General features: G+C 43.4%; 16 protein-coding genes, 2 tRNA genes and 3 rRNA genes. 2 read left to right on the top strand and 19 right to left on the bottom strand.

Going from position 1 to position 25,898, the window contains the following annotated elements; translation table 11 throughout:
- Positions 1-6: 6 nt before the first annotated feature.
- The 6 genes from fabD to ELZ47_RS02170 all read right to left on the bottom strand — a co-directional run bounded on the left by fabD (position 7) and on the right by ELZ47_RS02170 (position 4,652).
- Positions 7-927: an ACP S-malonyltransferase gene (gene fabD / locus ELZ47_RS02195; protein WP_125331939.1), complete on the bottom strand. Its 921-nt coding sequence runs from the start codon at positions 925-927 to the stop codon at positions 7-9.
- Positions 920-1,894 carry an enoyl-[acyl-carrier-protein] reductase FabK gene (gene fabK / locus ELZ47_RS02190; protein WP_002896881.1) on the bottom strand — a complete coding sequence of 325 codons (975 nt, stop codon included), beginning with the start codon at positions 1,892-1,894 and terminating at the stop codon, positions 920-922. Before fabK ends, fabD begins: the two co-directional genes overlap by 8 nt.
- Before the next feature lie 136 nt (positions 1,895-2,030).
- Positions 2,031-2,255, bottom strand: a complete 225-nt coding sequence (locus tag ELZ47_RS02185) for an acyl carrier protein (RefSeq protein WP_002893611.1) — start codon at positions 2,253-2,255, stop codon at positions 2,031-2,033.
- A gap of 55 nt (positions 2,256-2,310) precedes the next feature.
- Positions 2,311-3,285: a beta-ketoacyl-ACP synthase III gene (locus ELZ47_RS02180; protein WP_125331937.1), complete on the bottom strand. Its 975-nt coding sequence runs from the start codon at positions 3,283-3,285 to the stop codon at positions 2,311-2,313.
- A complete protein-coding gene (locus ELZ47_RS02175) occupies positions 3,285-3,719 on the bottom strand; it encodes a MarR family winged helix-turn-helix transcriptional regulator (RefSeq protein ID WP_002901186.1) in 435 nt (144 codons plus the stop codon). Before ELZ47_RS02175 ends, ELZ47_RS02180 begins: the two co-directional genes overlap by 1 nt.
- A gap of 141 nt (positions 3,720-3,860) precedes the next feature.
- Positions 3,861-4,652 carry an enoyl-CoA hydratase gene (locus tag ELZ47_RS02170; RefSeq protein ID WP_125331935.1) on the bottom strand — a complete coding sequence of 264 codons (792 nt, stop codon included), beginning with the start codon at positions 4,650-4,652 and terminating at the stop codon, positions 3,861-3,863.
- 251 nt (positions 4,653-4,903) lie between these two features.
- On the opposite strand from ELZ47_RS02170, the gene ELZ47_RS02165 reads away from it, so the two are divergent.
- Positions 4,904-6,268: an aspartate kinase gene (locus ELZ47_RS02165; RefSeq protein WP_125445564.1), complete on the top strand. Its 1,365-nt coding sequence runs from the start codon at positions 4,904-4,906 to the stop codon at positions 6,266-6,268.
- A gap of 230 nt (positions 6,269-6,498) precedes the next feature.
- On the opposite strand, the gene ELZ47_RS02160 is transcribed toward ELZ47_RS02165, so the two are convergent.
- The 12 genes from ELZ47_RS02160 to ELZ47_RS02100 all read right to left on the bottom strand — a co-directional run bounded on the left by ELZ47_RS02160 (position 6,499) and on the right by ELZ47_RS02100 (position 22,782).
- A tRNA-Asn gene (locus ELZ47_RS02160) sits at positions 6,499-6,572 on the bottom strand.
- A gap of 5 nt (positions 6,573-6,577) precedes the next feature.
- Positions 6,578-6,693, bottom strand: a 5S ribosomal RNA gene (gene rrf, locus ELZ47_RS02155).
- A 116-nt stretch (positions 6,694-6,809) separates the two neighbouring features.
- Positions 6,810-9,710, bottom strand: a 23S ribosomal RNA gene (locus ELZ47_RS02150).
- 243 nt (positions 9,711-9,953) lie between these two features.
- A tRNA-Ala gene (locus ELZ47_RS02145) sits at positions 9,954-10,026 on the bottom strand.
- Between the two features lie 64 nt (positions 10,027-10,090).
- Positions 10,091-11,638 (bottom strand): 16S ribosomal RNA (locus ELZ47_RS02140).
- Together the 16S, 23S and 5S rRNA genes with 2 tRNA genes alongside form the textbook arrangement of a ribosomal RNA operon.
- A gap of 315 nt (positions 11,639-11,953) precedes the next feature.
- Positions 11,954-12,880, bottom strand: a complete 927-nt coding sequence (locus ELZ47_RS02135; RefSeq protein WP_125332704.1) for an ATP-binding cassette domain-containing protein — start codon at positions 12,878-12,880, stop codon at positions 11,954-11,956.
- Between the two features lie 10 nt (positions 12,881-12,890).
- A complete protein-coding gene (locus ELZ47_RS02130; protein ID WP_125445638.1) occupies positions 12,891-13,958 on the bottom strand; it encodes an ABC transporter ATP-binding protein in 1,068 nt (355 codons plus the stop codon).
- Between the two features lie 8 nt (positions 13,959-13,966).
- A complete protein-coding gene (gene oppC / locus ELZ47_RS02125; RefSeq protein ID WP_072074535.1) occupies positions 13,967-14,893 on the bottom strand; it encodes an oligopeptide ABC transporter permease OppC in 927 nt (308 codons plus the stop codon).
- Positions 14,893-16,389, bottom strand: coding sequence for an ABC transporter permease (locus ELZ47_RS02120; protein ID WP_125332708.1), 1,497 nt, complete (start codon positions 16,387-16,389; stop codon positions 14,893-14,895). The genes oppC and ELZ47_RS02120 overlap by 1 nt, the downstream gene beginning before the upstream one ends.
- A gap of 64 nt (positions 16,390-16,453) precedes the next feature.
- Complete coding sequence (locus ELZ47_RS02115) at positions 16,454-18,430, bottom strand: peptide ABC transporter substrate-binding protein (protein ID WP_125332710.1); 1,977 nt, start codon at positions 18,428-18,430, stop codon at positions 16,454-16,456.
- Between the two features lie 233 nt (positions 18,431-18,663).
- Complete coding sequence (locus tag ELZ47_RS02105; RefSeq protein WP_126435155.1) at positions 18,664-20,634, bottom strand: peptide ABC transporter substrate-binding protein; 1,971 nt, start codon at positions 20,632-20,634, stop codon at positions 18,664-18,666.
- Positions 20,635-20,826: 192 nt separating this feature from the next.
- Complete coding sequence (locus tag ELZ47_RS02100; RefSeq protein WP_164549538.1) at positions 20,827-22,782, bottom strand: peptide ABC transporter substrate-binding protein; 1,956 nt, start codon at positions 22,780-22,782, stop codon at positions 20,827-20,829.
- Between the two features lie 295 nt (positions 22,783-23,077).
- Here ELZ47_RS02100 and pbp3 point away from each other — a divergent pair, with 295 nt between their 5' ends.
- A complete protein-coding gene (gene pbp3, locus ELZ47_RS02095; protein WP_126435151.1) occupies positions 23,078-24,346 on the top strand; it encodes a D-alanyl-D-alanine carboxypeptidase PBP3 in 1,269 nt (422 codons plus the stop codon).
- Positions 24,347-24,469: 123 nt separating this feature from the next.
- Here the strand turns inward: pbp3 and sufB are convergent, their stop codons facing one another.
- The gene (gene sufB / locus ELZ47_RS02090; RefSeq protein WP_126435149.1) at positions 24,470-25,882 is read right to left on the bottom strand and encodes a Fe-S cluster assembly protein SufB; all 1,413 of its coding nucleotides are present in this window, start codon (positions 25,880-25,882) and stop codon (positions 24,470-24,472) included.
- Positions 25,883-25,898 lie beyond the last annotated feature (16 nt).

Below are 25,898 nucleotides of genomic sequence, written 5' to 3'. Positions count from 1 at the left end.
TCCTCATTATTTTTCTAGAAGAGCATTTAAACTTTCTACATCTTCAACTTGGCGGACATCCGCAGACTTATCAATTTTCTTAATAAAACCAGACAAAACTTTGCCAGGACCAATTTCGATAAACTCAGTCACGCCAGCTTCCTGCATTTTAGCAATGCTATCATAAAAGCGCACTGGCTCCATTACCTGACGAGTCAAAAGCTCTCTGACTCTCTCTTTTTCCATCACAGTTGCTTCTGTATTACCGACCAAAGGCCGCACAAAATCTGAAAACTCAACTGTTTCCAAGACTTCTGCCAATCGTTCGCTGGCTGGCTTTAAAAGCGCCGTATGGAAAGGTCCAGATACATTGAGTGGGATTAAGCGCTTGACACCGGAATCTTTCAAAAGCTCCACAGCCTTGTCCACTGCTGCCACTTCTCCGCCGATAACGATTTGACTAGGCGTATTATAGTTAGCTGGTGAGACTACACCAATAGCACTTGCTTCTTGGCAGACCGCTTCAATGAGAGAAACTTCTGCATTTAAAACTGCGACCATTTTCCCAGAACCAGCTGGAGCCGCCTCTTCCATAAAGCTACCGCGCTTAGCAACCAAGGCCACCGCCGTCTTGAAATCAAGGGCACCCGCAGCCACCAAGGCCGAATATTCTCCAAGAGAGAGACCAGCTACCATGTCAGGCTCTACTCCCTGATTAGCTAAGAGGCGATAAATAGCTACTGAAGTCGTTAAAATAGTCGGTTGCGTATAGCGAGTTTGATTGAGCTTTTCCTCATCCTGATCAATCAAAGCTCGGACATCATAGCCTAGAACTTGGCTAGCCTCATCAAAAGTTGACCGCACAAGCTCATACTGATCATAAAGCTCGCGCCCCATTCCAAGGTACTGCGCTCCCTGACCGGCGAAGAGAAAGGCTCTTTTAGTCATTTCTAGTTACTCCTGCCCAACGTTTTGCTTCCTGCTGAATCTTCTCAGCAGCACCATAATAGATATCTTTGAGGATTTCTTCGACTGTTTCTTCCTTACTGATTAAACCAGCAATTTGACCAGACATGACGGAACCATTTTCCACATCTCCGCGAACAACCGCATTGGCCAAAGCACCAGCTCCAAGATTTTCAAAAACAGTCAAATCTGGATTTTCTTGCTTGAAGGCTTCTTTTTCTGCCTTTTCGAAATCACGCGTCAGCTTATTCTTAATAGCACGAACCGCATGACCGAAGTGCTGGGCAGAGATAGTTGTATCAATATCACGAGCCTTCAAAATCATATCCTTGTAGTTCTGATGGGCATTGGATTCCTTAGCGACGACAAAGCGAGTTCCGACCTGAACGGCCTCGGCTCCCAGCATAAATCCAGCTGCAGCCCCAGAACCATCCGCAATACCACCGGCAGCAATAACCGGAATGCTAACTGCTTCTGCAACCTGACGAACCAAGGACATGGTAGTCAATTTTCCGATGTGGCCACCGGCTTCCATACCTTCTGCAATGACTGCATCCGCACCGATTTTTTCCATCCGCTTAGCCAAGGCCACGCTTGGAACTACAGGGATAACTGTAATCCCCGCTTCATGGAAACGAGCCATGTGCTTGCTTGGATTACCCGCACCAGTTGTTACTACTTTTACTCCCTCTTCAATGACGAGATCCACAATGTCGTCTGCAAAAGGAGAAAGGAGCATGATGTTAACTCCGAAAGGACGGTCCGTCAAAGACTTAATCTTGTCAATATTAGCCTTTACCACTTCCTTGGGCGCATTTCCGCCACCAATGATACCAAGACCGCCAGCTTTTGAAACCGCGCCAGCCAGGTCGCCGTCAGCAACCCAGGCCATCCCGCCTTGGAAAATAGGATAATCAATATTCAATAATTCTGTAATACGTGTTTGCATAATACCTTCCTTTTATCATTGCTTAAGTAATAGCTTGATCTCAAACTATCACATACTGGACGTATTTTCTTTACTTTGACAGTCAAACTATTACCTAAACAAGAGAGAATATCTTTCGATACTCTCAGTTACTTGCTTATTTAGTTTTTTCTTCTACATAAGCAACCAAATCACCAACTGTGTTCAAACCTTCTTCAGTTTCAATTTGGATGTCAAATGCATCTTCAATTTCTGAAATCACTTGGAACAAGTCCAATGAATCTGCTTCAAGATCATCGAAAGTTGACTCAAGAGTAACTTCTGATGGCTCTTTGCCAAGTTCTTCAACGATAATTTCTTGTACTTTTTCAAATACTGCCATGGATAGACTCCTTTAAAAATAAAATATTTTTTATCATGTGTTTCCACTTGATTAACTAAATTGTAACAATAAGCGTGCCCCATGTCAAACCTCCACCGAAACCTGACATCAAAATTATCTGATTTCCCTTCAGTTTGATTAGTCCTTGCTCGACACACTCAGATAATAAAATCGGGATGCTAGCTGCACTAGTATTGCCATATTCCATCATGTTGGCCGGAAGTTTCTCCCGAGCAACACCAAGCTTCTTAGCCATTTTATCCAAAATACGGATATTGGCCTGATGCAGCAACAGAAAATCCAAATCTTCCGCTGAAAGCTGACTGCTTTCGATGGTTTCTTTGATAGAACGAGCAACATCACGAATAGCAAAGTCAAAAATAGCTCTACCGTCCATTGTCAGATAAGGCTGATTCTCACCTTTTTCAGAAAAAGGTGAAGCCAAACCGATTTTTCCGCAAGTCAGACTATCTCCGCGAGAGCCGTCCGTAAACTGACTCTCTGCCCAAAAATGCTGTTCTGAAGCACTTTCCAACAGTACACCGCCAGCACCATCTCCGAAGAGAACAGCTGTTGAACGATCCGACCAATCTACCGTCTTAGAAAGGGTCTCACTACCTATGATTAGACCTTTTTGATAACGACCTGAAGAAATTAATTTTTCTCCAGTCGATAAGGCGAAGATAAAGCCACTGCAGGCCGCCGTCAGATCAAAGGCAAATGCATTCTTAGCCCCAATATTGGCCTGTACTCTCGCAGCCGTTGAAGGCATTAAAGAATCCGGCGTAATGGTGGCAACAATGATAAAGTCCAGATCTTGAGCAGAAGTCCCTGACTTTTGTAGCAAATTCTCTGCAACTTTTGTCGCTAAATCACTGGTCGTCTCATCTGACGATAAATGGCGTTTTTTAATCCCAGTTCGACTTGAAATCCACTCATCACTGGTATCCATAATCTCGGCTAGATCATCATTGCTGACAACCTGACGGGGAGCATAATGAGCCACTTGGCTAATCTTAGCATAGTTCATTATTTCAAATCCTCTAGGAAACTATATAAATTTTGCAGGCCCTTTTGCATCACTTGTCTCTCTTCTGGACTCATCCCATCCACTACCTGCATGACCATGCGGTTGTGGAATCGCTTGTGAAGACGATACAAAAGCCGCCCATTCTTTGTCAAATTCAGATGCACCACACGACGGTCAACTTCCGACCGACGCCGCTCAATATAACCCTTACGCTCCAGATTATTCAAACTAGTTGTAACAGTCCCCAAAGTAACCATCAATTCTCGTGATATATCACTTGGAGTAGCATTTGGGGTTGTGCCGATGACATCTATTGTATGCATTTCCTTAATGGAGACATCGTTGAAGCGACTGCTTCTTAGGCTCGATTCTTCAATAACCAAGACATTATTGAAAATAGACGTTAAGTAATCATTTACTAACTGAAAATTCAAAACCAGACCTCCTTAAGAAAATACTTTGACAATCAAATTTTATCAGATAGAAAAACAATTTGCAAGCTTTTTTGAAAATTAATTTGATTTTCAAATATTTTTGTAAACAACTTGCAAAATAAGCAACCTTGAACCAATACATTATTTACCAGTGAAGTTTGGACGACGTTTCTCAGAATAAGCCTGAACACCTTCTTTGAAATCTTCTGTGAAAGCCAGCGATTTCTGCAATTCTAACTCTAGTTCTGCATACTCAGACCAGCCGCTAAACAGACTCTTCCAGACCATTTCTTTCATGGCTCTGTAAGAATTAAGAGAACCGCGTTTGAGCTTCTTGAGCAACTGTTCCGTTGTTTTTTCCAATTTCTCTGCTTCACAGACTTTATAAAGCAAGCCATAATCCAGAGCTTTCTCTGCAGTCAGAGCTTCCCCGGTCATAACCAGATGGGTCGCCCGAGTCACCCCGATAGCACGAGCCAGTAAGAAAAGACCGCCAGCATCTGGCGCCAGACCAACTCCGACAAAGGCTTGAATGAAACGGGATTTTTCAGTCGCAATACAGAAATCCGCTGCAACGACCATATTGGCAGCCGCACCAGCAACAGGACCATCAACACTCATGATAACTGGCTTAGGAAGGCGTTTCATAGCAAAAGAAATATCATTGACCAATTCAGCGATTTTCACCAAGGATTGGACATCATCATCACTGACTGCTCTCTGCATCTCAGCCAAGTCTCCACCCACTGAAAAAACCTTTCCATTCGCATTGATAACTAAAAATTTGACGGACTCATCCTTAGCAGCAAGTTCAATAGCCTCTAAAATTTCCTCACACATAGGAATATTAAAGCCATTTGAAACTTCAGGACGATTGAAAGTAATCGTTGCTACTTCATCTGCTACATGATAGAGAATTCCATTAAATGTCATTTCAGCTCCATTCCCGACCTGATCTCAAATCAGCCGTTTTATTTTATTCTTAAATAATTTGATATTCAAATTATACACAACTTATATTTTATCATAAAATATAAAAGAAAGGAAATAAAAAATGGGTAAAAATAAATTAGCGTTCTGATTTAAACGATATTAGTAATAATTTGGGTAAAAATAGTATAAAAACAACGTTTGAATAATTTTCAGAATTTTGTTATAATTTTTAAAATAAGATAGGAGAGCCTATGAAAGTTGTAAAATTTGGCGGAAGTTCACTGGCTTCTGCGACTCAATTAGAAAAAGTTTTGAAAATTGTCAAATCTGATCCTGAACGTCGATTTGTTGTAGTATCAGCGCCAGGAAAACGCCACGACGACGATATCAAAGTAACCGATGCCCTGATTAAATATTACCGAGAGTATATAGCAGGAAATGATGTCACGCCAAACCAACAGTGGATTATCAATCGCTATGCAGATATGGTGGCAGAACTAGGCTTGAAACCAAAAGTTTTGGAAAAAATTTCCAAAAGCATTACAACACTTGCAACCCTGCCAATTGAAGAGAATGCATTTCTTTACGATACTTTTCTCGCTGCAGGGGAAAATAACAACGCCAAACTGATTGCAGCATATTTCAGTCAAAATGGAGTTCCTGCTCGCTATGTTCATCCAAGAGAAGCGGGACTCCTTGTTTCCAATGAGCCAGGTAATGCTCGAATTCTCCCTTCCAGCTATGATAAAATTGAAGAACTCAACAATTCTGACGAAGTTCTAGTTATTCCAGGTTTCTTTGGTGTTACTCAAGATGGCCAAATCTGTACTTTCTCCCGTGGTGGTTCTGATATTACAGGTTCTATCATTGCTGCGGGTGTTAAAGCAGATATTTATGAAAACTTTACTGATGTTGATGGAATTTTTGCAGCCCATCCTGGCATTGTCCACAAACCGCATTCCATTCCCGAGCTAACCTATCGTGAAATGCGTGAATTAGCCTACGCAGGCTTTACTGTTCTCCATGATGAAGCTCTGCTTCCAGCATACCGCGGTAAAATTCCTCTGGTTATTAAAAATACCAACAATCCAGAACATCCAGGTACTCAAATTGTTCATAAACACAGCAAGGACCATCTACCAGTCGTTGGAATTGCTGGAGATGCAGGCTTTGTCAGCATTAATATGTCCAAATACCTGATGAACAGAGAAATCGGCTTTGGTAAACGCGTCCTTCAAATTCTTGAAGATCTGAACATTGGTTGGGAGCATATGCCTACAGGAATTGATGACCTCTCCATTATCTTGCGGGAACGCGAATTAACTCCTATCAAAGAGGAAGAAATCCTTCGCCAGCTTGTCCAAAAAGCAGAGGTTGATCATGCAGAAATTGAACACGACCTTTCCATTATCATGATTGTTGGTGAAAAAATGAAAAGCCATATCGGGGTTACAGCCACTGCAACCAAAACTCTTTCAGAAAACAACATCAACATTCAAATGATGTCCCAAGGTTCAAGCGAAGTATCTATCATGTTTGTTGTGGAAAAAAATCAAGAAAAAGCGGCCATCCGCGCTTTATACAGAGCCTTCTTTGAAGTCAATACAGAATCATAAATGCAAACCTCAGAAGCATTTTTATCATACAATCACTCGATAATCGAAAAAGGCAGAAGTTAGTTACGCACTAACTTCTGCCTTTTTGATTTAACTGCTAAATACTGTTATTTAATTCACAGACTATCTGAAAAACATTAGCATTTAACACTACCACACACAATCATAGAATTATCTCCCATTGTAAATAATACTAAGAAGTACAAAAAAGAGGTAAAACCTCTTTGAAACTCCGCCAGTAGGACTCGAACCTACGACATCATGATTAACAGTCATGCGCTACTACCAACTGAGCTATGGCGGATAAACGCTAAGCGACTTCCATATCTCACAGGGGGCAACCCCCAACTACTTCCGGCGTTCTAGGGCTTAACTGCTGTGTTCGGCATGGGTACAGGTGTATCTCCTAGGCTATCGTCACTTAACTATTGAATTAACTGTCCTGTCCTCTCAGACAAGCCTTGTCAACTCAAAATTGAATACAATATCAAATCTCACAATTCTCTAAACCATTCGCTGCACTCTGATGAAGTTCTTATTCTAGGATAAGTCCTCGAGCGATTAGTATTGGTCCGCTCCATTGCTCACACAACTTCCACTCCCAACCTATCAACCTGATCTTCTCTCAGGGCTCTTACTAACTTGCGTTATGGGAAATCTCATCTTGAGGTGGGTTTCACACTTAGATGCTTTCAGCGTTTATCCCTTCCCTACATAGCTACCCAGCGATGCTCTTGGCAGAACAACTGGTACACCAGCGGTAAGTCCACTCTGGTCCTCTCGTACTAGGAGCAGATCCTCTCAAATTTCCTACGCCCGCGACGGATAGGGACCGAACTGTCTCACGACGTTCTGAACCCAGCTCGCGTGCCGCTTTAATGGGCGAACAGCCCAACCCTTGGGACCGACTACAGCCCCAGGATGCGACGAGCCGACATCGAGGTGCCAAACCTCCCCGTCGATGTGAACTCTTGGGGGAGATAAGCCTGTTATCCCCAGGGTAGCTTTTATCCGTTGAGCGATGGCCCTTCCATACGGAACCACCGGATCACTAAGCCCGACTTTCGTCCCTGCTCGAGTTGTAGCTCTCGCAGTCAAGCTCCCTTATACCTTTACACTCTACGACTGATTTCCAACCAGTCTGAGGGAACCTTTGGGCGCCTCCGTTACCTTTTAGGAGGCGACCGCCCCAGTCAAACTGCCCGTCAGACACTGTCTCCGTAGATGATAAACCTACCGGGTTAGAGTGGCCATAACACAAGGGTAGTATCCCAACAACGCCTCCATCGAAACTGGCGTCCCGATTTCATAGGCTCCTACCTATCCTGTACATGTGGCACAGACACTCAATATCAAACTGCAGTAAAGCTCCATGGGGTCTTTCCGTCCTGTCGCGGGTAACCTGCATCTTCACAGGTACTAAAATTTCACCGAGTCTCTCGTTGAGACAGTGCCCAAATCATTACGCCTTTCGTGCGGGTCGGAACTTACCCGACAAGGAATTTCGCTACCTTAGGACCGTTATAGTTACGGCCGCCGTTTACTGGGGCTTCAATTCATACCTTCGCGTTACCGCTAAGCACTCCTCTTAACCTTCCAGCACCGGGCAGGCGTCACCCCCTATACATCATCTTACGATTTAGCAGAGAGCTGTGTTTTTGATAAACAGTTGCTTGGGCCTATTCACTGCGGCTGACTTAAGTCAGCACCCCTTCTCCCGAAGTTACGGGGTCATTTTGCCGAGTTCCTTAACGAGAGTTCTCTCGCTCACCTGAGGCTACTCGCCTCGACTACCTGTGTCGGTTTGCGGTACGGGTAGAGTATGATACAACGCTAGAAGCTTTTCTTGGCAGTGTGACATCACTCACTCGCTACTAAACTTCGCTCCCCATCACAGCTCAACGTTATAGGTATAAGCATTTGACTCATACCACGCCTCACTGCTTAGACGTACATCCATTCGTACGCACGAGTTAGCCTACTGCGTCCCTCCATCACTTCATACTCTAGTACAGGAATCTCAACCTGTTGGCCATCGGATACACCTTTCGGTCTCTCCTTAGGTCCCGACTAACCCAGGGCGGACGAGCCTTCCCCTGGAAACCTTAGTCTTACGGTGGACAGGATTCTCACCTGTCTTGCGCTACTCATACCGGCATTCTCACTTCTATGCGTTCCAGCGCTCCTCACGGTACACCTTCGCCACACATAGAACGCTCTCCTACCATACCTATAAAAGGTATCCACAGCTTCGGTAAATTGTTTTAGCCCCGGTACATTTTCGGCGCAGGGTCACTCGACTAGTGAGCTATTACGCACTCTTTGAATGAATAGCTGCTTCTAAGCTAACATCCTAGTTGTCTGTGCAACCCCACATCCTTTTCCACTTAACAATTATTTTGGGACCTTAGCTGGTGGTCTGGGCTGTTTCCCTTTCGACTACGGATCTTAGCACTCGCAGTCTGACTGCCGACCATAATTCATTGGCATTCGGAGTTTATCTGAGATTGGTAATCCGGGATGGACCCCTCACCCAAACAGTGCTCTACCTCCAAGAATCTTCATGTCGACGCTAGCCCTAAAGCTATTTCGGAGAGAACCAGCTATCTCCAAGTTCGTTTGGAATTTCTCCGCTACCCACAAGTCATCCAAGCACTTTTCAACGTGCCCTGGTTCGGTCCTCCAGTGCGTTTTACCGCACCTTCAACCTGCTCATGGGTAGGTCACATGGTTTCGGGTCTACATCATGATACTAAGACGCCCTATTCAGACTCGGTTTCCCTACGGCTCCGTCTCTTCAACTTAACCTCGCATCATAACGTAACTCGCCGGTTCATTCTACAAAAGGCACGCTCTCACCCATGAACGGGCTCGAACTTGTTGTAGGCACACGGTTTCAGGTTCTATTTCACTCCCCTCCCGGGGTGCTTTTCACCTTTCCCTCACGGTACTGGTTCACTATCGGTCACTAGGGAGTATTTAGGGTTGGGAGATGGTCCTCCCAGATTCCGACGGGATTTCACGTGTCCCGCCGTACTCAGGATACTGCTAGGTACAGAATCTATTTAAAATACGAGGCTCTTACTCTCTTTGGCTGACTTTCCCAAGTCATTCTTCTATAAATTCTGAGTCCACATTGCAGTCCTACAACCCCGAAGAGTAAACTCTTCGGTTTGCCCTCCTGCCTCTTCGCTCGCCGCTACTAAGGCAATCGCTTTTGCTTTCTCTTCCTGCAGCTACTTAGATGTTTCAGTTCACTGCGTCTTCCTCCTCATTTCCTTAACAGAAATGGGTAACAGGCATCAACCTGTTGGGTTCCCCCATTCGGACATCCCCGGATCAAGTGCTTACTTACAGCTCCCCGAGGCATTTCGTCGTTTGTCACGTCCTTCTTCGGCTCCTAGTGCCAAGGCATCCACCGTGCGCCCTTACTAACTTAACCTTATTTTTGACCTTTCAGTCTTAAACTCATTAATATTCACAGCGTTTTCGGTTTATTTTCTTGTTACTATTTGATATCAGTATTCAATTTTCAATGGACAAGTAGGATAGCTATCAACCAAAGTTGAATTCCAGACTAACTTCTTAGGAAAAAAGACTAACTTCCTTGTGTTCATCGAACACAGTGTCAGTTCTCTATTTTTCTACAGAAGTTCCCGCAAGCGGAACGTCTTCCATATCCTAATGGAGCCTAGCGGGATCGAACCGCTGACCTCCTGCGTGCAAAGCAGGCGCTCTCCCAGCTGAGCTAAGGCCCCACATAGCCCTCTCAAAACTAAACAAGACCCAAGTGCATTCCGTATGTCCTTACGGACTCCTTAGAAAGGAGGTGATCCAGCCGCACCTTCCGATACGGCTACCTTGTTACGACTTCACCCCAATCATCTATCCCACCTTAGGCGGCTGGCTCCTTACGGTTACCTCACCGACTTCGGGTGTTACAAACTCTCGTGGTGTGACGGGCGGTGTGTACAAGGCCCGGGAACGTATTCACCGCGGCGTGCTGATCCGCGATTACTAGCGATTCCGACTTCATGTAGGCGAGTTGCAGCCTACAATCCGAACTGAGACTGGCTTTCAGAGATTAGCTTGCCGTCACCGGCTTGCGACTCGTTGTACCAGCCATTGTAGCACGTGTGTAGCCCAGGTCATAAGGGGCATGATGATTTGACGTCATCCCCACCTTCCTCCGGTTTATTACCGGCAGTCTCGCTAGAGTGCCCAACTGAATGATGGCAACTAACAATAGGGGTTGCGCTCGTTGCGGGACTTAACCCAACATCTCACGACACGAGCTGACGACAACCATGCACCACCTGTCACCTCTGTCCCGAAGGAAAACTCTATCTCTAGAGTGGTCAGAGGGATGTCAAGACCTGGTAAGGTTCTTCGCGTTGCTTCGAATTAAACCACATGCTCCACCGCTTGTGCGGGCCCCCGTCAATTCCTTTGAGTTTCAACCTTGCGGTCGTACTCCCCAGGCGGAGTGCTTAATGCGTTAGCTGCGGCACTAAGCCCCGGAAAGGGCCTAACACCTAGCACTCATCGTTTACGGCGTGGACTACCAGGGTATCTAATCCTGTTTGCTCCCCACGCTTTCGAGCCTCAGCGTCAGTTACAGACCAGAGAGCCGCTTTCGCCACCGGTGTTCCTCCATATATCTACGCATTTCACCGCTACACATGGAATTCCACTCTCCCCTTCTGCACTCAAGTTAAACAGTTTCCAAAGCATACTATGGTTAAGCCACAGCCTTTAACTTCAGACTTATCTAACCGCCTGCGCTCGCTTTACGCCCAATAAATCCGGACAACGCTCGGGACCTACGTATTACCGCGGCTGCTGGCACGTAGTTAGCCGTCCCTTTCTGGTAAGATACCGTCACAGTGTGAACTTTCCACTCTCACACCCGTTCTTCTCTTACAACAGAGCTTTACGATCCGAAAACCTTCTTCACTCACGCGGCGTTGCTCGGTCAGGGTTCCCCCCATTGCCGAAGATTCCCTACTGCTGCCTCCCGTAGGAGTCTGGGCCGTGTCTCAGTCCCAGTGTGGCCGATCACCCTCTCAGGTCGGCTATGTATCGTCGCCTTGGTGAGCCGTTACCTCACCAACTAGCTAATACAACGCAGGTCCATCTGGTAGTGATGCAATTGCACCTTTCAATCAATTATCATGCGATATTCAATTTCATGCGGTATTAGCTATCGTTTCCAATAGTTATCCCCCGCTACCAGGCAGGTTACCTACGCGTTACTCACCCGTTCGCAACTCATCCAAGAAGAGCAAGCTCCTCTCTTCAGCGTTCTACTTGCATGTATTAGGCACGCCGCCAGCGTTCGTCCTGAGCCAGGATCAAACTCTCATTAAAAGTTTGAGTTCGCACTCATTACTGTCCACTGACAGATTTATTTTCGTTTTTTTGACAGGTTACATATCTCTATGTCACCCTGCACTTGGTTCGTCTTGTTCAGTTTTCAAAGGGCTTTGTCTTTCGCGACAACTATATTAGTATATCACCCAACCACACCTCCTGTCAATACCTTTTTCTAATTTTTTTACATTTTTTGAAAAATTATGGTTTTTAAGTTAGTGGTTGATATTACATACCTTTGTGGCCGATCGATTAATTTACATTCTATATCTTTTTTAAATGCGCAAAAAAATGCCCTTTCGGACATTTTTTCTATTCTTGTTCTTGTTTATACTTTTCGAGTTCAGCTTTATTAGCCCAGACGTAGTGTCCTGGACGAATCTCTGCCATTTCTGGTTTATCAACAGAATAATCGTGCTGTTCAGGATCGTAGACCTTCAAGACTTTTTTACGCTCTAAGATTGGATCTGGAATTGGAACAGCTGAGAGCAGGGACTGTGTGTAGGGATGGACAGGATGGTTGAACAACTCCTCTGTCTCAGCCACTTCTACAATGACTCCTTTGTAAATTACGGCGATACGATCAGAAATAAAACGAACTACCGAAAGGTCATGGGCAATAAAGAGATATGTCAAGCCTAATTCTTTTTGGAATTTTTTCAAAAGATTCAGAACCTGAGCTCGGACAGACACATCCAAGGCGGAGATGGGCTCATCTGCAATTACGAAATCTGGTTGCATGACCAAAGCGCGAGCAATCCCAATCCGCTGACGCTGTCCACCAGAGAATTCATGAGGATAGCGAGTTAAATGCTCAGCCAACAAGCCAACTTCATTGATGATATCTTTGACTTTTCTTTGACGATCTTCTTCGTTATCAAATAAGTGGTAATTGTAGAGACCTTCAGAAAGGATGTAGTCAACAGTTGCACGCTCATTCAGACTGGCAGCTGGATCTTGGAAAATCATCTGAATCTTGCGAATCAAGTCCGCTTCTTCTGCTTTTGACTTTTTACCATTAATCTTTTTACCTTCATAGAAGATTTCGCCTGCACTGGTATCATTAAGTCCGATAATAGCTCGACCAATAGTAGTCTTACCAGAACCTGATTCTCCTACAAGAGAGAAAGTTTCCCCCTTGTTGATGAAGAAATTTGCATTTTTTACTGCTACAAATTTCTTACTTCCTTCACCGAAGGAAATTTCTAAATCTTTAATTTCAACTAATTTTTCAGTCATTTCCTTCCTCCTAAGCTTCTAATTGATTGAAGCCCATTTTTGAACGAATTTTTTCATGCAGGTTTTCGATAATCTCTGGTTTATGAACCTTAGGCGCATCTTCATGGAGCAACCAAGTCTTAGCCCAATGAGTATCTGACACATTGAAAGCCGGCGCTGCTTCTTCAAAGTCAATTGACATAGCATAGTCAGAACGCAAAGCAAATGCATCTCCTTTGATTGGCGAATAAAGAGACGGTGGAGTACCAGGAATCGAGTAGAGGGCACCATTTGCATCTGCTAGCTGGGGTAAGCTGGACAGCAAACTCCATGTATAAGGATGTTTTGGCTCGTAGAAGATTTCTTCAACTGTCCCGTATTCGATAATCTCACCAGCATACATGACTGCAACCTTATCTGCAATACTAGCTACAACTCCAAGGTCGTGCGTAATAAAGATGGTTGTGAAATGATATTCTTGCTGCAAGGATTTGAGCAAGTCAATAATCTGCGCTTGAATCGTTACATCGAGGGCCGTTGTCGGCTCATCACAGATAAGAATATCAGGACGGCAAGCCAAGGCAATAGCAATAACAATCCGCTGCCGCATACCACCTGAGTATTGGAAAGGATACTCTTCGAAACGTTTTTCCGCATCTGGAATCCCGACCTTGCTCATATAATCAATGGCCATTTTTTTAGCTTCTTTGGCTGATTTTCCTTGGTGCTTGATAATGACTTCTGTAATCTGGCTTCCAATAGTATTAATCGGATCCAAGCTCGTCATCGGATCTTGGAATATGGTCGCAATTTTTGCACCGCGAATCGGCTCCCAATCCTTGTTACTCCGAAGAGTTGTCAAATCTTTGCCACGGTAGTCAATGGTTCCTTGAGCTACACGACCATTTTCTTCTAACATACCAGTAAAAGTCTTGGTTAAGACAGACTTTCCTGAACCTGATTCACCAACAATAGCCAGGACTTCGCCTTCAATCAAGTCCAATGAGACACCGCGAATGGCGGTTAAGACACGATCGCGAACATCGAATTCCACGACAATATCGCGAGCAGTCAATATTACATTTTCATTCTTTGTCATATTTACTCCTATCTATGTGTACGTGGATCGCTGGCGTCGGCTAAGTTTTGCCCAACTACGAAGAAAGTGAGGGATACCAAAATCAAGGTTGTAAGTGGAATCCAAAAGAGGTATGCATTGGTCGTCACGTTTTGAGAATAATCTGAGATCAAGCGTCCTAAACTTGGCACTGTTACAGGAAGACCTAATCCAAAGAAGGACAGAAAGGCTTCGTAAGAGATAAAGCTTGGCAGCATCTGTGAAGTGGTGGTCACGATAACAGATACCAACTGTGGCATAATGTTCTTCGTAACAATCTTGAGAGTCGGTGTACCAAGAGTACGAGAGGCAAGGTTGTATTCCAAATCCCGATAACGCATAATCTGCACACGGATAGTGTAGGCAATACCGACCCAACCAGTAATCGTCATGGCAAAAATCAGATTCCAGAAACCAGCACCGATAGAGTAAGTCAAGACGATGACAATCAAGAGGGCCGGGATATTTGAAATGATATTGTAGACTTCCATCATGACGCGGTCAACTGTTTTGGAAATTCCCCAGATACCGCCGATGATAACTCCGATAGCCAGGTTAATAACTGTCGCAATAATCGAAATAAGAATAGAGTTACGAGCACCAAACCAAACACCATCAAAGAGAGACTTACCATTACTATCCGTTCCGAACCAGTACTGACCACTCGGCTTGATGTAACGCATGCTAAAGTCGTTTACCTTACTCACGTCATTAAAGTCGAAGTCTGAAAACATAGGATAAATGAAGCTCATAAGAATAATGGCAATCAGAATTCCCAGCATGGTAATGGTTGATTTCTTTTTCAGAAATTGACGCATGACTGATTTCCAGTAAGAGTAGGCTGGAGCATCAATCGTTTCAGAGGCAAAATCGTCACGTTTGACAAATTGGAATTTGCTTTTATCAATTGTAGCCATTATTTACCTCCTTTTGATGTTAACTTGATACGTGGGTCCAGTACAGTCATCAGAATATCACCCAGCAAGAGGGCAAAGATAGACAGACATGTGAAGATGAATACAAGACCAACAACCATAGAGTTATTGGATGCCTTAACGGAATCAATCAACATCTTACCCATACCAGGGAAAGCAAAGACTGTTTCTGTCAAGGTTGCACCCGCAATAACTCCGACGATTGAAGCTGGAATACTAGATACCAGCGGCACCATAGCGTTTTTAAAGATGTGCTTGTTAGAAATTTCTTTTTCTGAGAGACCCTTAGCACGCGCAAAGCGGACAAAGTCCTGAGACTGAAGGTCAATCATATACCGGCGAATCCAAACAGCTGTCCAAGGAGCACTCAAAAGCCCTAGAATAACAGCTGGTAGGACATAAGAACGCCAATCTCCCGCTCCCAAGATTGGGAAAGAATCTGGAAGACCAAGAGCAGACCCTGCCAAACGGACAATGTAGACCAAGGCGATGGTTGGCAGTGACATCATAAAGGTCAAACCTGCTGTGGAAATGCTATCAAACCATGTATTCTTGAGTCGAGCCATGTAGGATCCGAGCGGAATAGCAATCAGATAAGACAGAGCCACACCAATCAAACCAATAATGGCTGAGCTGGTAATCATGGACGGATTTTGATAGTTGCTTTGAGTCGCTGTATAGGCATCTCCCTTACCAAACTTAGCAATGTCCTGTGAATCGGCTTTGCTTGGCGTCTTATAGGTACGAGAGTAAATGTTAACAGACGATGTCTTTTTGCCTGTTGGGAATTGAACTTCAGAAGACTTAGTTTGTCCTTGTCCTTGCGTAATAACCTGCAGAACAGGGATATTAGCATAGGTCGGATAAGAATTACCTAAATTAAAGGTAATAAAGTTCTGGTGGACAAACGGGAACTGACCATTAAAGTACAGCAGATACTTATGCTTGGTACCAGAACCCACAAGAGACCAACCAACAGAAGGATCATTTTCAAACCGGATATAACGCTCTAGGTTTGGATTTTCCTCATCTTGAATAACATTTGGATGGTCAATTTGAATCAAATTAGCATAGAACTCAAAGACACGTTCATATACCGGCACTTCACGTACAGCATAGAATTCTCCGCTCAGTGGGAATTCTTGCAACTTCCAGCCGTTGCCAAGTTTATCAATATACTTCTGATAAATCTTCTTGTTTGCTTCTGTAGCTTCTGTTGTAACAGAGGAATCTTCCTTGCTGGCTTTCTCCTGCAGTTCCTTAGTATCATAATAGTCAATGTAACCCATCCGCTCAAAGATGGTGTTTTCATAGTTAGCTTTTTTATCTTTATTGGTCGCTATTTTATTATAGTTAGGATCCTGCTTGAAAATCAACCTTCTTGGCACCATGGTATAGATAATGGCATAAGTCAGGGTCGTCACCAAGAAAATCGACACAATCGAGCGTAAGATACGCATAAAAATATATTTTTTCATTTATCGTTTCCTTTAAATTCCAAAAGAACTTTCTCCTCTAGTAGAGAAAGTTCTCTTAGCAAGCTTATTTCACGTGGTCTGCTAATTCTTCTTGAGCTTTTTTATTAGATTCCACACGTTCTTTATTCCATTTTTCCTGAGCGCTATTATAATCTTTTGTCGTTACAGTCTCATCCTGCAATTTCATGTACTTATAACTTGCTGCTTCACGCGCCTTAGCACCAGACCAAGCAAACGGTGCTGAGAATGGTACTACCTTAGTCAAGGTTGGACGGCCAGTTCTAGAAGTTACCGGAATCAACAAAGCACTATCAGTCAGCCAAGCCTGAGCAGCCGCGTATTTTTCGTAGCGCTTGTTGAGATCCATCTTCTCTGCTCCAGCTTCTTCAACTAATTTGGTATATTCATCCAAACCAACTTGTTTTGCTGCAGCATTATCGGTGCCGTCAAATCCTAAGAAGGTCTTAGTATTCTCACCACCAGGTTTGATAACATCCAGATAGGTAGATGGGTCTTGATAGTCAGGAGACCAGCCGACATTGTCTGAAATATCCCAGTCCTCTTCAGCAGCAGAAGGTGCGAACAAGGTAATGTTGGTCACTTCATCTTTAGACAATTGGTGAACATCAATCACAACATTATCTGTTCCCAAAGTCTTTTCAATAGACTGCTTGAGGGATTGAACGCGCTGTACTTTAGAAGTAGCTGTTTGATCAACCGGAATGTCCAGATGGATTGGGAATTCTACGCCATCGGCTTTCAAAGCTTCTTTTGCTTTTTCAAATTCAGCCTTAGCTTTGTTCTCGTTATAGAATCCATCTTGGCCATCTGAGAAGTCCACATCTTTCCATTCGTCACCATAGGTTACGACTTTTTCCTTAACTAAGTCACCGAAGGACTTGTCACCAGCTTGTACAAATGTAGGCGGAATGTAAAGGTTACGAAGAAGTTTGTCTGCTCCGTCCTTACCATTAATCTGAGATGCATAAGACTCACGATTGAAGGCAAAGGTCAAAGCCTGACGGAAGTCCTTGTTAAGCAAGGCTTTCTTAGTTGAAGTCTTTTGAGTTTCTGACGTCTTAGCAGTATGGTTGTATGACTGACGATCAATGTTTGTACCTACTAAGAAAGTTGAGGCATCTTGAGGTGTATAGACGATATTATCTTTAAAGTCTTTTTCAACCTTTTCATAAGTCGCACTAGTTGGGAAGAGTCTAGCTGTTGTCAGAGCACCTTGACTGAACTGCTCAGCTGGCTTCCCTTGGTCTTGCCCGTCATAGAAAGAGAGTTTAACTGCATCTACGTGAACATTTTCTTTGTCCCAATAATTAGGATTCTTCTCAAATTGAATTTCAGATTTTGAAGTCAATGATTTGAGCAAGAAAGGTCCGTTATAAAGCAAGCTTGTTGGATCAGTTGCTTGAGCGAACTTATCACCTTGGTTTTTCAAAAAGTCTTTGTTTACTGGGTATAGAATTCCCATTGTTGTCTTAGAATTCCAGAAGCTTTCTGGCTCATTAAGAGTATATTCAACGGTATGATCATCAACTGCTTTGATCCCTACTTCTGAGAAATCAATCTTCCCAGAAATATAGTCCTTAAGCCCTTTGACAGAATCCTGAACCAAGTAGATTGTTTCAGATTTATTGTCTGCAGCATACTTAAGACCTGTAACAAAGTCTTCTGCTGTCACATCTGCGTACTCTTCACCTTCGGAAGTATACCACTTAGCATCTTTGCGAAGTTTGTAAGTATAAGTTTTTCCATCTGGTGATACAGTCCATTCCTCTGCCATTGATGGAACTAAGTTCCCATATTGGTCGTTTTCTAAAAGACCATCAATGACATTGGCTGTCAAGTCTGTAGTAGCTGCCTTACTTGAAGTAAGATAGTTCAAGTTTTCAGGGTCTGTTTCGTAGATATAATTAAAGGTCGTAGAGCTGCCTGAGTTTGTCTTTGGCTTAGAGCCTGAGCAAGCTGCAAGAATTCCAGCGGCAAGAAGTGTCACTCCTGCAAGTGCAAGGACTTTGCTTTGTTTCATATGGGTTTCTCCATCTTTTAGATTTTTAGATTTAATTAAGATTATAGCATAGATAGTACTAAAAGTAAAATAAATTTTCAGAATATTAAGTTAGCTCACTAGCACCCTAAGATGTTTATGCAATTGCTTTCCTCAGATGTTTATTATCTAGGATTAGACAAGCTTAGTCTCGCCCATTTCGACTCTAAAATCATCAAAAATCCCACTGTCTGCTACAATGGGATTTCCTTGCTTTATTTGATATGTTCTGCGAGTTCTTCTTGAGCTTTTTTGTTGGATTCTTCCTTTTCCTTTGCCCATTTTTCACGCGCTTTTTCATATTCTTTAGTCGTTATTGGTTTATCTTGGATTTCAACATATTTAAAGCTGTATTCACCCTTGTTTCCAGTCCAAGCAAATGGTCCTGAGAACGGAACAACCTTACGGACACTTGGTGTTGCACCAGATGACCATGCCGGCATCAACAGGGCACTGTCTGTCAGCCAAGCCTGAGCTGCAGCATACTTTTCGTAACGTTTGTTAATATCCTCGTTTTCTGAAGCAGCGTCCTCCAAGAGCTTGTCATACTCTTCAAAGCCGGCCTCTTTAGCTGCTGCATTATCTGTTCCAGGGTCAAAACCAAAGTAGCTGTCAACATTCTCACCAGTCTTAGAGCCAGTGATTTCCAGATAAGAAGATGGATCGTTATAATCTGGGCTCCAGCCGAGATTATTATTCAAGTCCCAGTCTTCTTGAGAGGCAGAGTTCGCAAAGTAGGTGATGTTATTCAACTCATCATCTGTCATCTGCTGAATATCAATCACCACATTGTCAGAACCAAGATTGGATTCAATAGACTGCTTCAGTGACTGAACACTCTTAACGCCATTGGTATCTGCTGAGCTGACCGGAATATCCAGATGAATAGGGAATTCTACCCCTTCTGCCTGCAGCGCTTCCTTAGCTTTGGCAAATTCTGCCTTGGCTTTCTCCGGATTATAAAGGCCATCCTGAGCGTCGTCTAATTTGACTCCCTTCCACTCATCACCGTAGCTAGCTAGATTTTCTTCTACAATGCTGCCGAACTCTTTACCATTAGCTTGTACAAAGGTTGGCGGAACAAAGGTATTACGAAGCTGCTTGTCTGCTGCTTCTTCGCCATTGGTTTGTGCAGAATAAGCAGTACGGTCAAAGGCAAAAAGCAGAGCCTGCCGGAAATCTTTATTGAGCAGTGCTTTCTTAGTGGAAGATTTCTGTGCATCCGTTGTCTTAGAAGTATGCTCGTAAGACTGACGGTCGATATTAGTTGTGACAACGAAGGTTCCTGAACCTTGAGGAGTGTAGACGATATTATCGCCATACTGTTTCTTCACACTGGCAAAGTTGGAACTATTTGGGAAAAGACGAGCAATGGTGTAGTTGCCATCAGAAAAGCCACGCACCAGAGATTCTGTATCTTGACCATCATAGTAAGAGAATTTGACAGTGTCAATTTTTACCTTTTCCTTATCCCAATAGTTTGGATTCTTCTCTAAGCTAATTTGAGATTTCGAAGTGATAGATTTCAAGATAAACGGACCGTTATAGAGGACACTGGTTGGATCCGTTCCCTGAGCAAACTTGTCACCTTTTGATTTCAGAAATTCTTCATTAATTGGGAAAAGAATCCCCATGGTTGTCTTAGAATTCCAGAAACTTTCTGGCTGATTCAAAGTGTATTGAACAGTAGAATCATCCACCGCCTTGACACCCACTTGAGAGAAATCAGTTATTTTACCATTGACATAATCGTCCAAGCCTTTAATGGATTTTTGAACGATATAGAGACCATCAGACTTGCTGTCTGCGGCATGCTTCAGACTGGTCACAAAGTCCTTAGCAGTCACATCTGCATACTCTTCACCATCAGAAGTATACCATTTCACTCCCTCACGAAGCTTATAAGTATAAGTCAGACCATCTTTTGAAACAGTCCAATCTTCCGCTAGAGAAGGCACTAAGTTACCATACTTATCGCTTTCCAGCAAACCATCTACTACATTAGCCATTATCTCATTGGTTGCCCGCTTATTGGACACAGTGTAATCCAACGTATCTGGATCTGCGGTATAAACATAGCTATAGTTTTTCCCAGATGAATTAGAGCCGCCAAACGAACAGGCAGCCAAAATTCCTGCAGAGAGAATGACAAGCCCAGCAGCTGCAGCTAACTTAGATGTTTTCATAAACTTCCTCCAGTTTTCATTAAGATTACTTTCATTATAGCACTTCTGCGACAGGATGTAAACGCTTCAATGCAATAGAGAGTCATATAAAAAAAGAGACTGGGACAAAATGTCTCAGCCTCGCTTTATCGTATTAACAAACTTTTGATTCCAAACGGTTTGCAAAGAGTCAAAAGTTCGCGGTTCAGAACCTTATTTGATGTGTTTTTCTAGCTCTTCTTGGGCTTTTTTGTTGGATGCTTCCTTTTCTTTTTCCCATTTCTTAAGAGCCGCTTCATAGTCTTTAGCTGTCACAATATCATTTTGGAGTTCCATGTTCTTAAAGACATAGACATCTCCTTTGATTCCGACATAAGAGTAAGACTTGGTAAATGGCACGACCTTCTGAACAACTGGTGAACCACCCGCAGAAACACTAGGAATAACAATGGAGCTATCTGTCAGCCAAGCCTGAGCTGCTGCGTATTTGGTATAACGAGCGTCAGTATCTTGTTTTTCCTTATCTGCATCATCCAATAACTCTTTGTATTCGTTCAAGCCGACTTTGTTGACGATATCTTGATTTTTCCCTTTTTCTAAGCCTATATTATCCAGAATATCACCAGTTTCTGGGTTGAAAATATTCAGATAAGTTGATGGATCTTGATAATCCGCTGACCAGCCAGACATATTGAGGTCGTAGTCTTTCTGAGCTGCTGTTTCTGCAAAGTAGGCAGAGTTATCATAATCATCTGTGGACATTTGCTGAACATCAATAACGACATTTTCTTGACCAAGCGCTGCTTCAACAGACTGTTTGAAAGAGTTGGTTCGCTGTACTAAGACTTTATCAGTCTGATCCACAGGAACATCAATATGGATAGGGAATTCAACACCTTCTACTTGTAAGGTTTCTTTAGCCTTAGCAAACTCTGCCTTAGCCTTGTCAGCATTGTAGATGCTGTCTTGGGCATCTGTCAGTTTGACACCGCTCCACTCATCGCCGTATGTAGGAAGTTTGCTCTCTACAACATCTGAAAAGTCTTTGCCATCAACCTGCACGAAGCTAGGAGGAACAAGCAAGCTACGGATGAGTTTAGTCGCTCCATCTTTGCCATTCATCTGAGCTCCAAAAGATGTACGGTCAAAGGCAAAGTTAATCGCCTGACGGAAATCCTTGTTTTGAATAGCCGCTGTAGTCGCTGTCTTCTGAGCATCTGTGGTCTTAGACGAATGATTATAAGCCTTACGATTCAGATTGAAGCTAAAGAAATAGCTGGTTGAGTTCTGTGGTGTGTAGATAATATTGTCTTTGTACTGCTTTTCAACAGAAGCGTAGTTAGAGCTTGTTGGGTAAAGCCGTGCTTGAGAATAGGCTCCGTCTGAGAAGTTGCGGATCAAGGATTCCTGATCTGAACCATCATAGTAAGTCAGTTTTATATTTTCAACCTTGACATTGTCCTTATCCCAGTAGTTCTGGTTTTTAGCGTATTCAATGACAGACTTAGAAGTAAAAGCCTTCAGAATATAAGGGCCATTATAAAGAATGGAAGAAGGTTTTACAGTACCAAAATCTTTTCCTTTTGATTCCAAGAATTCTTTATTAATCGGAAAGAGAATCCCCATGGTCGTCTTGGAATTCCAATAACTTTCTGGCTGGTTAAGAGTGTACTCGACCGTATAGTCATCGACAGCCTTGACGCCAACCGTTGAAAAGTCATTTGACTCACCCTTGACATAGGCATCCAAGCCTTTGATAGAGCTTTGGACGATTGGAAGAGCTTCTGATTTTTCATCTGCCGCATGCTTCAAACCAGTGACAAAGTCCTGGGCTTTGACACTTTCATATTCCTCTCCATCTGAAGTGTACCATTTAGCATCTTTACGAAGCTTATAGGTATAGGTCAGTCCATCCTTTGAAACAGTCCAGTCTTCCGCAATAGATGGAACCAGATTGCCATACTTGTCATTTTCCAAAAGTCCATCAACCAGATTTGAAGCCACATCAGAAGTCGTTGCCCGATTGGAGTTTACATAGTCCAAGGTATCAGGGTCAGCAATATAAACATAAGAGTAAGTATTGCTGGCGCTAGAGCTTCCACAAGCGGCTAAAATCAGTGTTGACACGACTGTCAGTCCAGTAATGGCCAACCATTTAGATTTTTTCATGAGCATTCTCCTTCTCAATTCAGTATATTGTATTATTATACAATATTTTTTTGAAAAAGCAAACACTTTATGTAAAAAAGTAATAATTTTCTATTTTTCAGCCCTATAAACTATGTTTTTTCAAATATTTTTTAATTATTGTCATATTTTTCTATTCTAAACTTTATAAAAATGCGTTAAAAGTCAATATCGGCGCCTTTTTACATCTATTCTGTAATATTTTTATTATCCTTCATTTGTGAAAGAAAAGAGCTTTTTATGATACAATGGTTATATCTTGTTTTAGGGGAAAGAAATGAAACGATTATTCCTATGTTTACTAGTTCTGGTCGTAATGACCGCCAGCAAGGTTTCAGCAGATGATTACAACATTGCCGCTAAAAGTGCAATGGCTGTGGATGCTACTTCTGGAAAGATTCTCTACGAAAAAGACGCAACTACTCCGATTGAAGTTGGCTCTATTACCAATCTTTTGACCGTCTATCTGGTCTATGAAGCCATTGACAGAGGAGATCTGACTGCCGATACCTATGTTGATATTTCAGACTACGCCTACAATCTGACAGCTAATCCAAATATCAGTAATGTCCCTTTGGAAGCCAGACGTTACAAAGTCAAGGACTTGATTGCTGCCTCCTTGATGTCCAGCGCCAACAGTGCCACGATTGCTTTGGCTGAGAAGGTTGGGGGCAGCGAAGAAAATTTCGTCCAAATGATGAAGGCCAAGCTCAAAGAATGGGGAATCAAAGATGCTACTATTGTGAACTCCACAGGGCTAAATGCTCTTCTTCTGGAATACGCAACTGAAGAAACAGACTATACTACCTCAGCTAGCACAGCTAAAAAAAGCAAGGACACTGAAAACAAATTCAGCGCCTACGACTTGGCTGTTATCAGCCGACATCTGATTATGGACTTCCCTCAAGTGACAGACGTCACGTCCAAGTCCACAGCCAAATTTGCAGGGACGAGTCTGGAAAACTATAACTTCATGCTGGAAAACCAGTCCAACTTCCGCTCAGGTGTAGACGGACTCAAAGCTGGCAGTTCAGATAAGGGAGGATCTTCCTTTGTTGCAACGACTACTGAAAATGGTATCCGCATGATTACTGTTGTGCTGGACGTTGAGCAAACTGACGGTGACCCCTATGCGCGCTTTGTAGCCACAGCGTCTTTGATGAACTATGTTTCGCAAAACTTCACCCAGACGACTATTGTGGCTGAGGGGGAGGCCTACAATAAAAGCCATTCAACAGTTATTGACGGCAAGCAAAAGACCGTTCCAGCCGTCGCCAGCAAGGATTTCACCATCATTGAGCGCATTGCCAATCAGGCTGAGCACAAGGTGGAATTTTCAACCAAGGAACAAGGCTTCCAAGCTCCTCTGAAAAAAAATACCGAACTCGGTACTTTGACCTATACCGACCCTGAGCCAATCGGTCAAGGCTATCTGGAAAACAAAGCACCCTCTGTCACAATGGTGGCAGGCCAAGAGGTGGAAAAAAGTATCTTCTTCAAGGTCTGGTGGAATGACTTCGTCCGCTATGTCAACGAGAAACTATAAAGAACAACCGCGAATCAAATGATTCGCGGTTGTTTTGTATGTTTTATAAATGTTGGACTAGAACTAGCAAACTTCTTTGAATATTAACTCGCAATGCGGTTCTTCAAGCAGTGATTTAAAGTTTTACCCAACTGACCCTTCCATTTCATAGCTGATAAGGCGGTTAAGCTCAACAGCGTATTCCATAGGCAGTTCTTTGGTGAATGGCTCGACAAAGCCCATGACAATCATTTCGGTAGCTTCGGATTCGGACAAACCACGGCTCATAAGATAGTAGAGCTGCTCTTCTGAAATCTTAGAAACCTTGGCCTCGTGCTCCAGCGCTACCTGGGAGTTGTGAATTTCATTAAAAGGAATGGTATCTGACGCAGAAATATCATCCATGATAATCGTATCACACTCAATATGGCTGACGGATTTCTGTGAATTCTTTCCAAAGGTCACTTGACCTCGGTAATCCACCTTACCTCCGCCCTTAGCAATAGACTTAGACACGATAGATGAGCTGGTATGCGGAGCATTGTGAATCATCTTAGCCCCCGTATCTTGGTGCTGATTGGTATTGGCAAAGGCAATAGACAACATGGTTCCACGTGCTCCAGGTCCATCCAGATAAACAGACGGATACTTCATAGTTGTTTTCGCACCAAGGTTCCCGTCAATCCACTCAACTGTCGCATCTTTCATGGCCCGCGCCCGCTTGGTCACGAGGTTGTAGACATTATCGGACCAGTTTTGAATAGTGGTGTAGCGCATATAGGCACCATCGAGGGCAAAAATTTCAACAATCGCGGCATGCAAGCTATTGCTGGAATAAGTCGGAGCAGTACATCCCTCAACATAATGGACGCTAGCGCCCTCATCAACGATAATCAAAGTCCGCTCAAACTGACCAGAATTTTCATTGTTAATCCGGAAATAAGTCTGCAAGGGAACATCTACCTTGACACCTTTTGGCACATAGATGAAAGTACCACCAGACCAGACAGCGGAGTTGAGAGCTGCTAGCTTGTTATCTGTTGGAGGGACCAGCTTAGCAAAATACTGCTTGAAAAGCTCTGGGTATTCCTTAAGAGCTGAGTCGGTATCTGTGAAGACGATTCCTAGCTTTTGGAACTCTTCCTTCATATTGTGGTAGACCACCTCGGACTCATACTGGGCAGCCGCACCTGCCAGGTAGGCTCTCTCCGCTTCTGGAATCCCAATCCGCTCAAAGGTTTCCTTGATCTTTTCAGGCACTTCATCCCAGCTTCTAGCAGGCTTATCAGAGGCCTTTTGGTAATAAATCAAGTCATCAAAATTAATTTCCGACAAATCCGGTCCCCAAGTCTGCATCGGCATCTTCTTGAAAGCCTCGTAGGATTTGAGGCGGAAATCCAGCATCCACTCTGGTTCATCCTTGGCTGCAGAAAGCTCACGAATGACCGCTTCATTCAGCCCTTTCCCTGTCGAGATAACAGGCTCAACATCGTCATGGAAACCAAACTTGTACTCACCGAGATCAATCGGTTTTGGTTCTACTCTTTCTTCTGACATAATTTCCTTTCACGTT

This window comes from Streptococcus sanguinis, from assembly GCF_900635155.1.
GTDB classification, from domain to species: domain Bacteria; phylum Bacillota; class Bacilli; order Lactobacillales; family Streptococcaceae; genus Streptococcus; species Streptococcus sanguinis_G.
The sequence above is the reverse complement of the archived record's forward strand: the minus strand, read 5'-3'. Positions and strand labels throughout refer to the sequence as shown.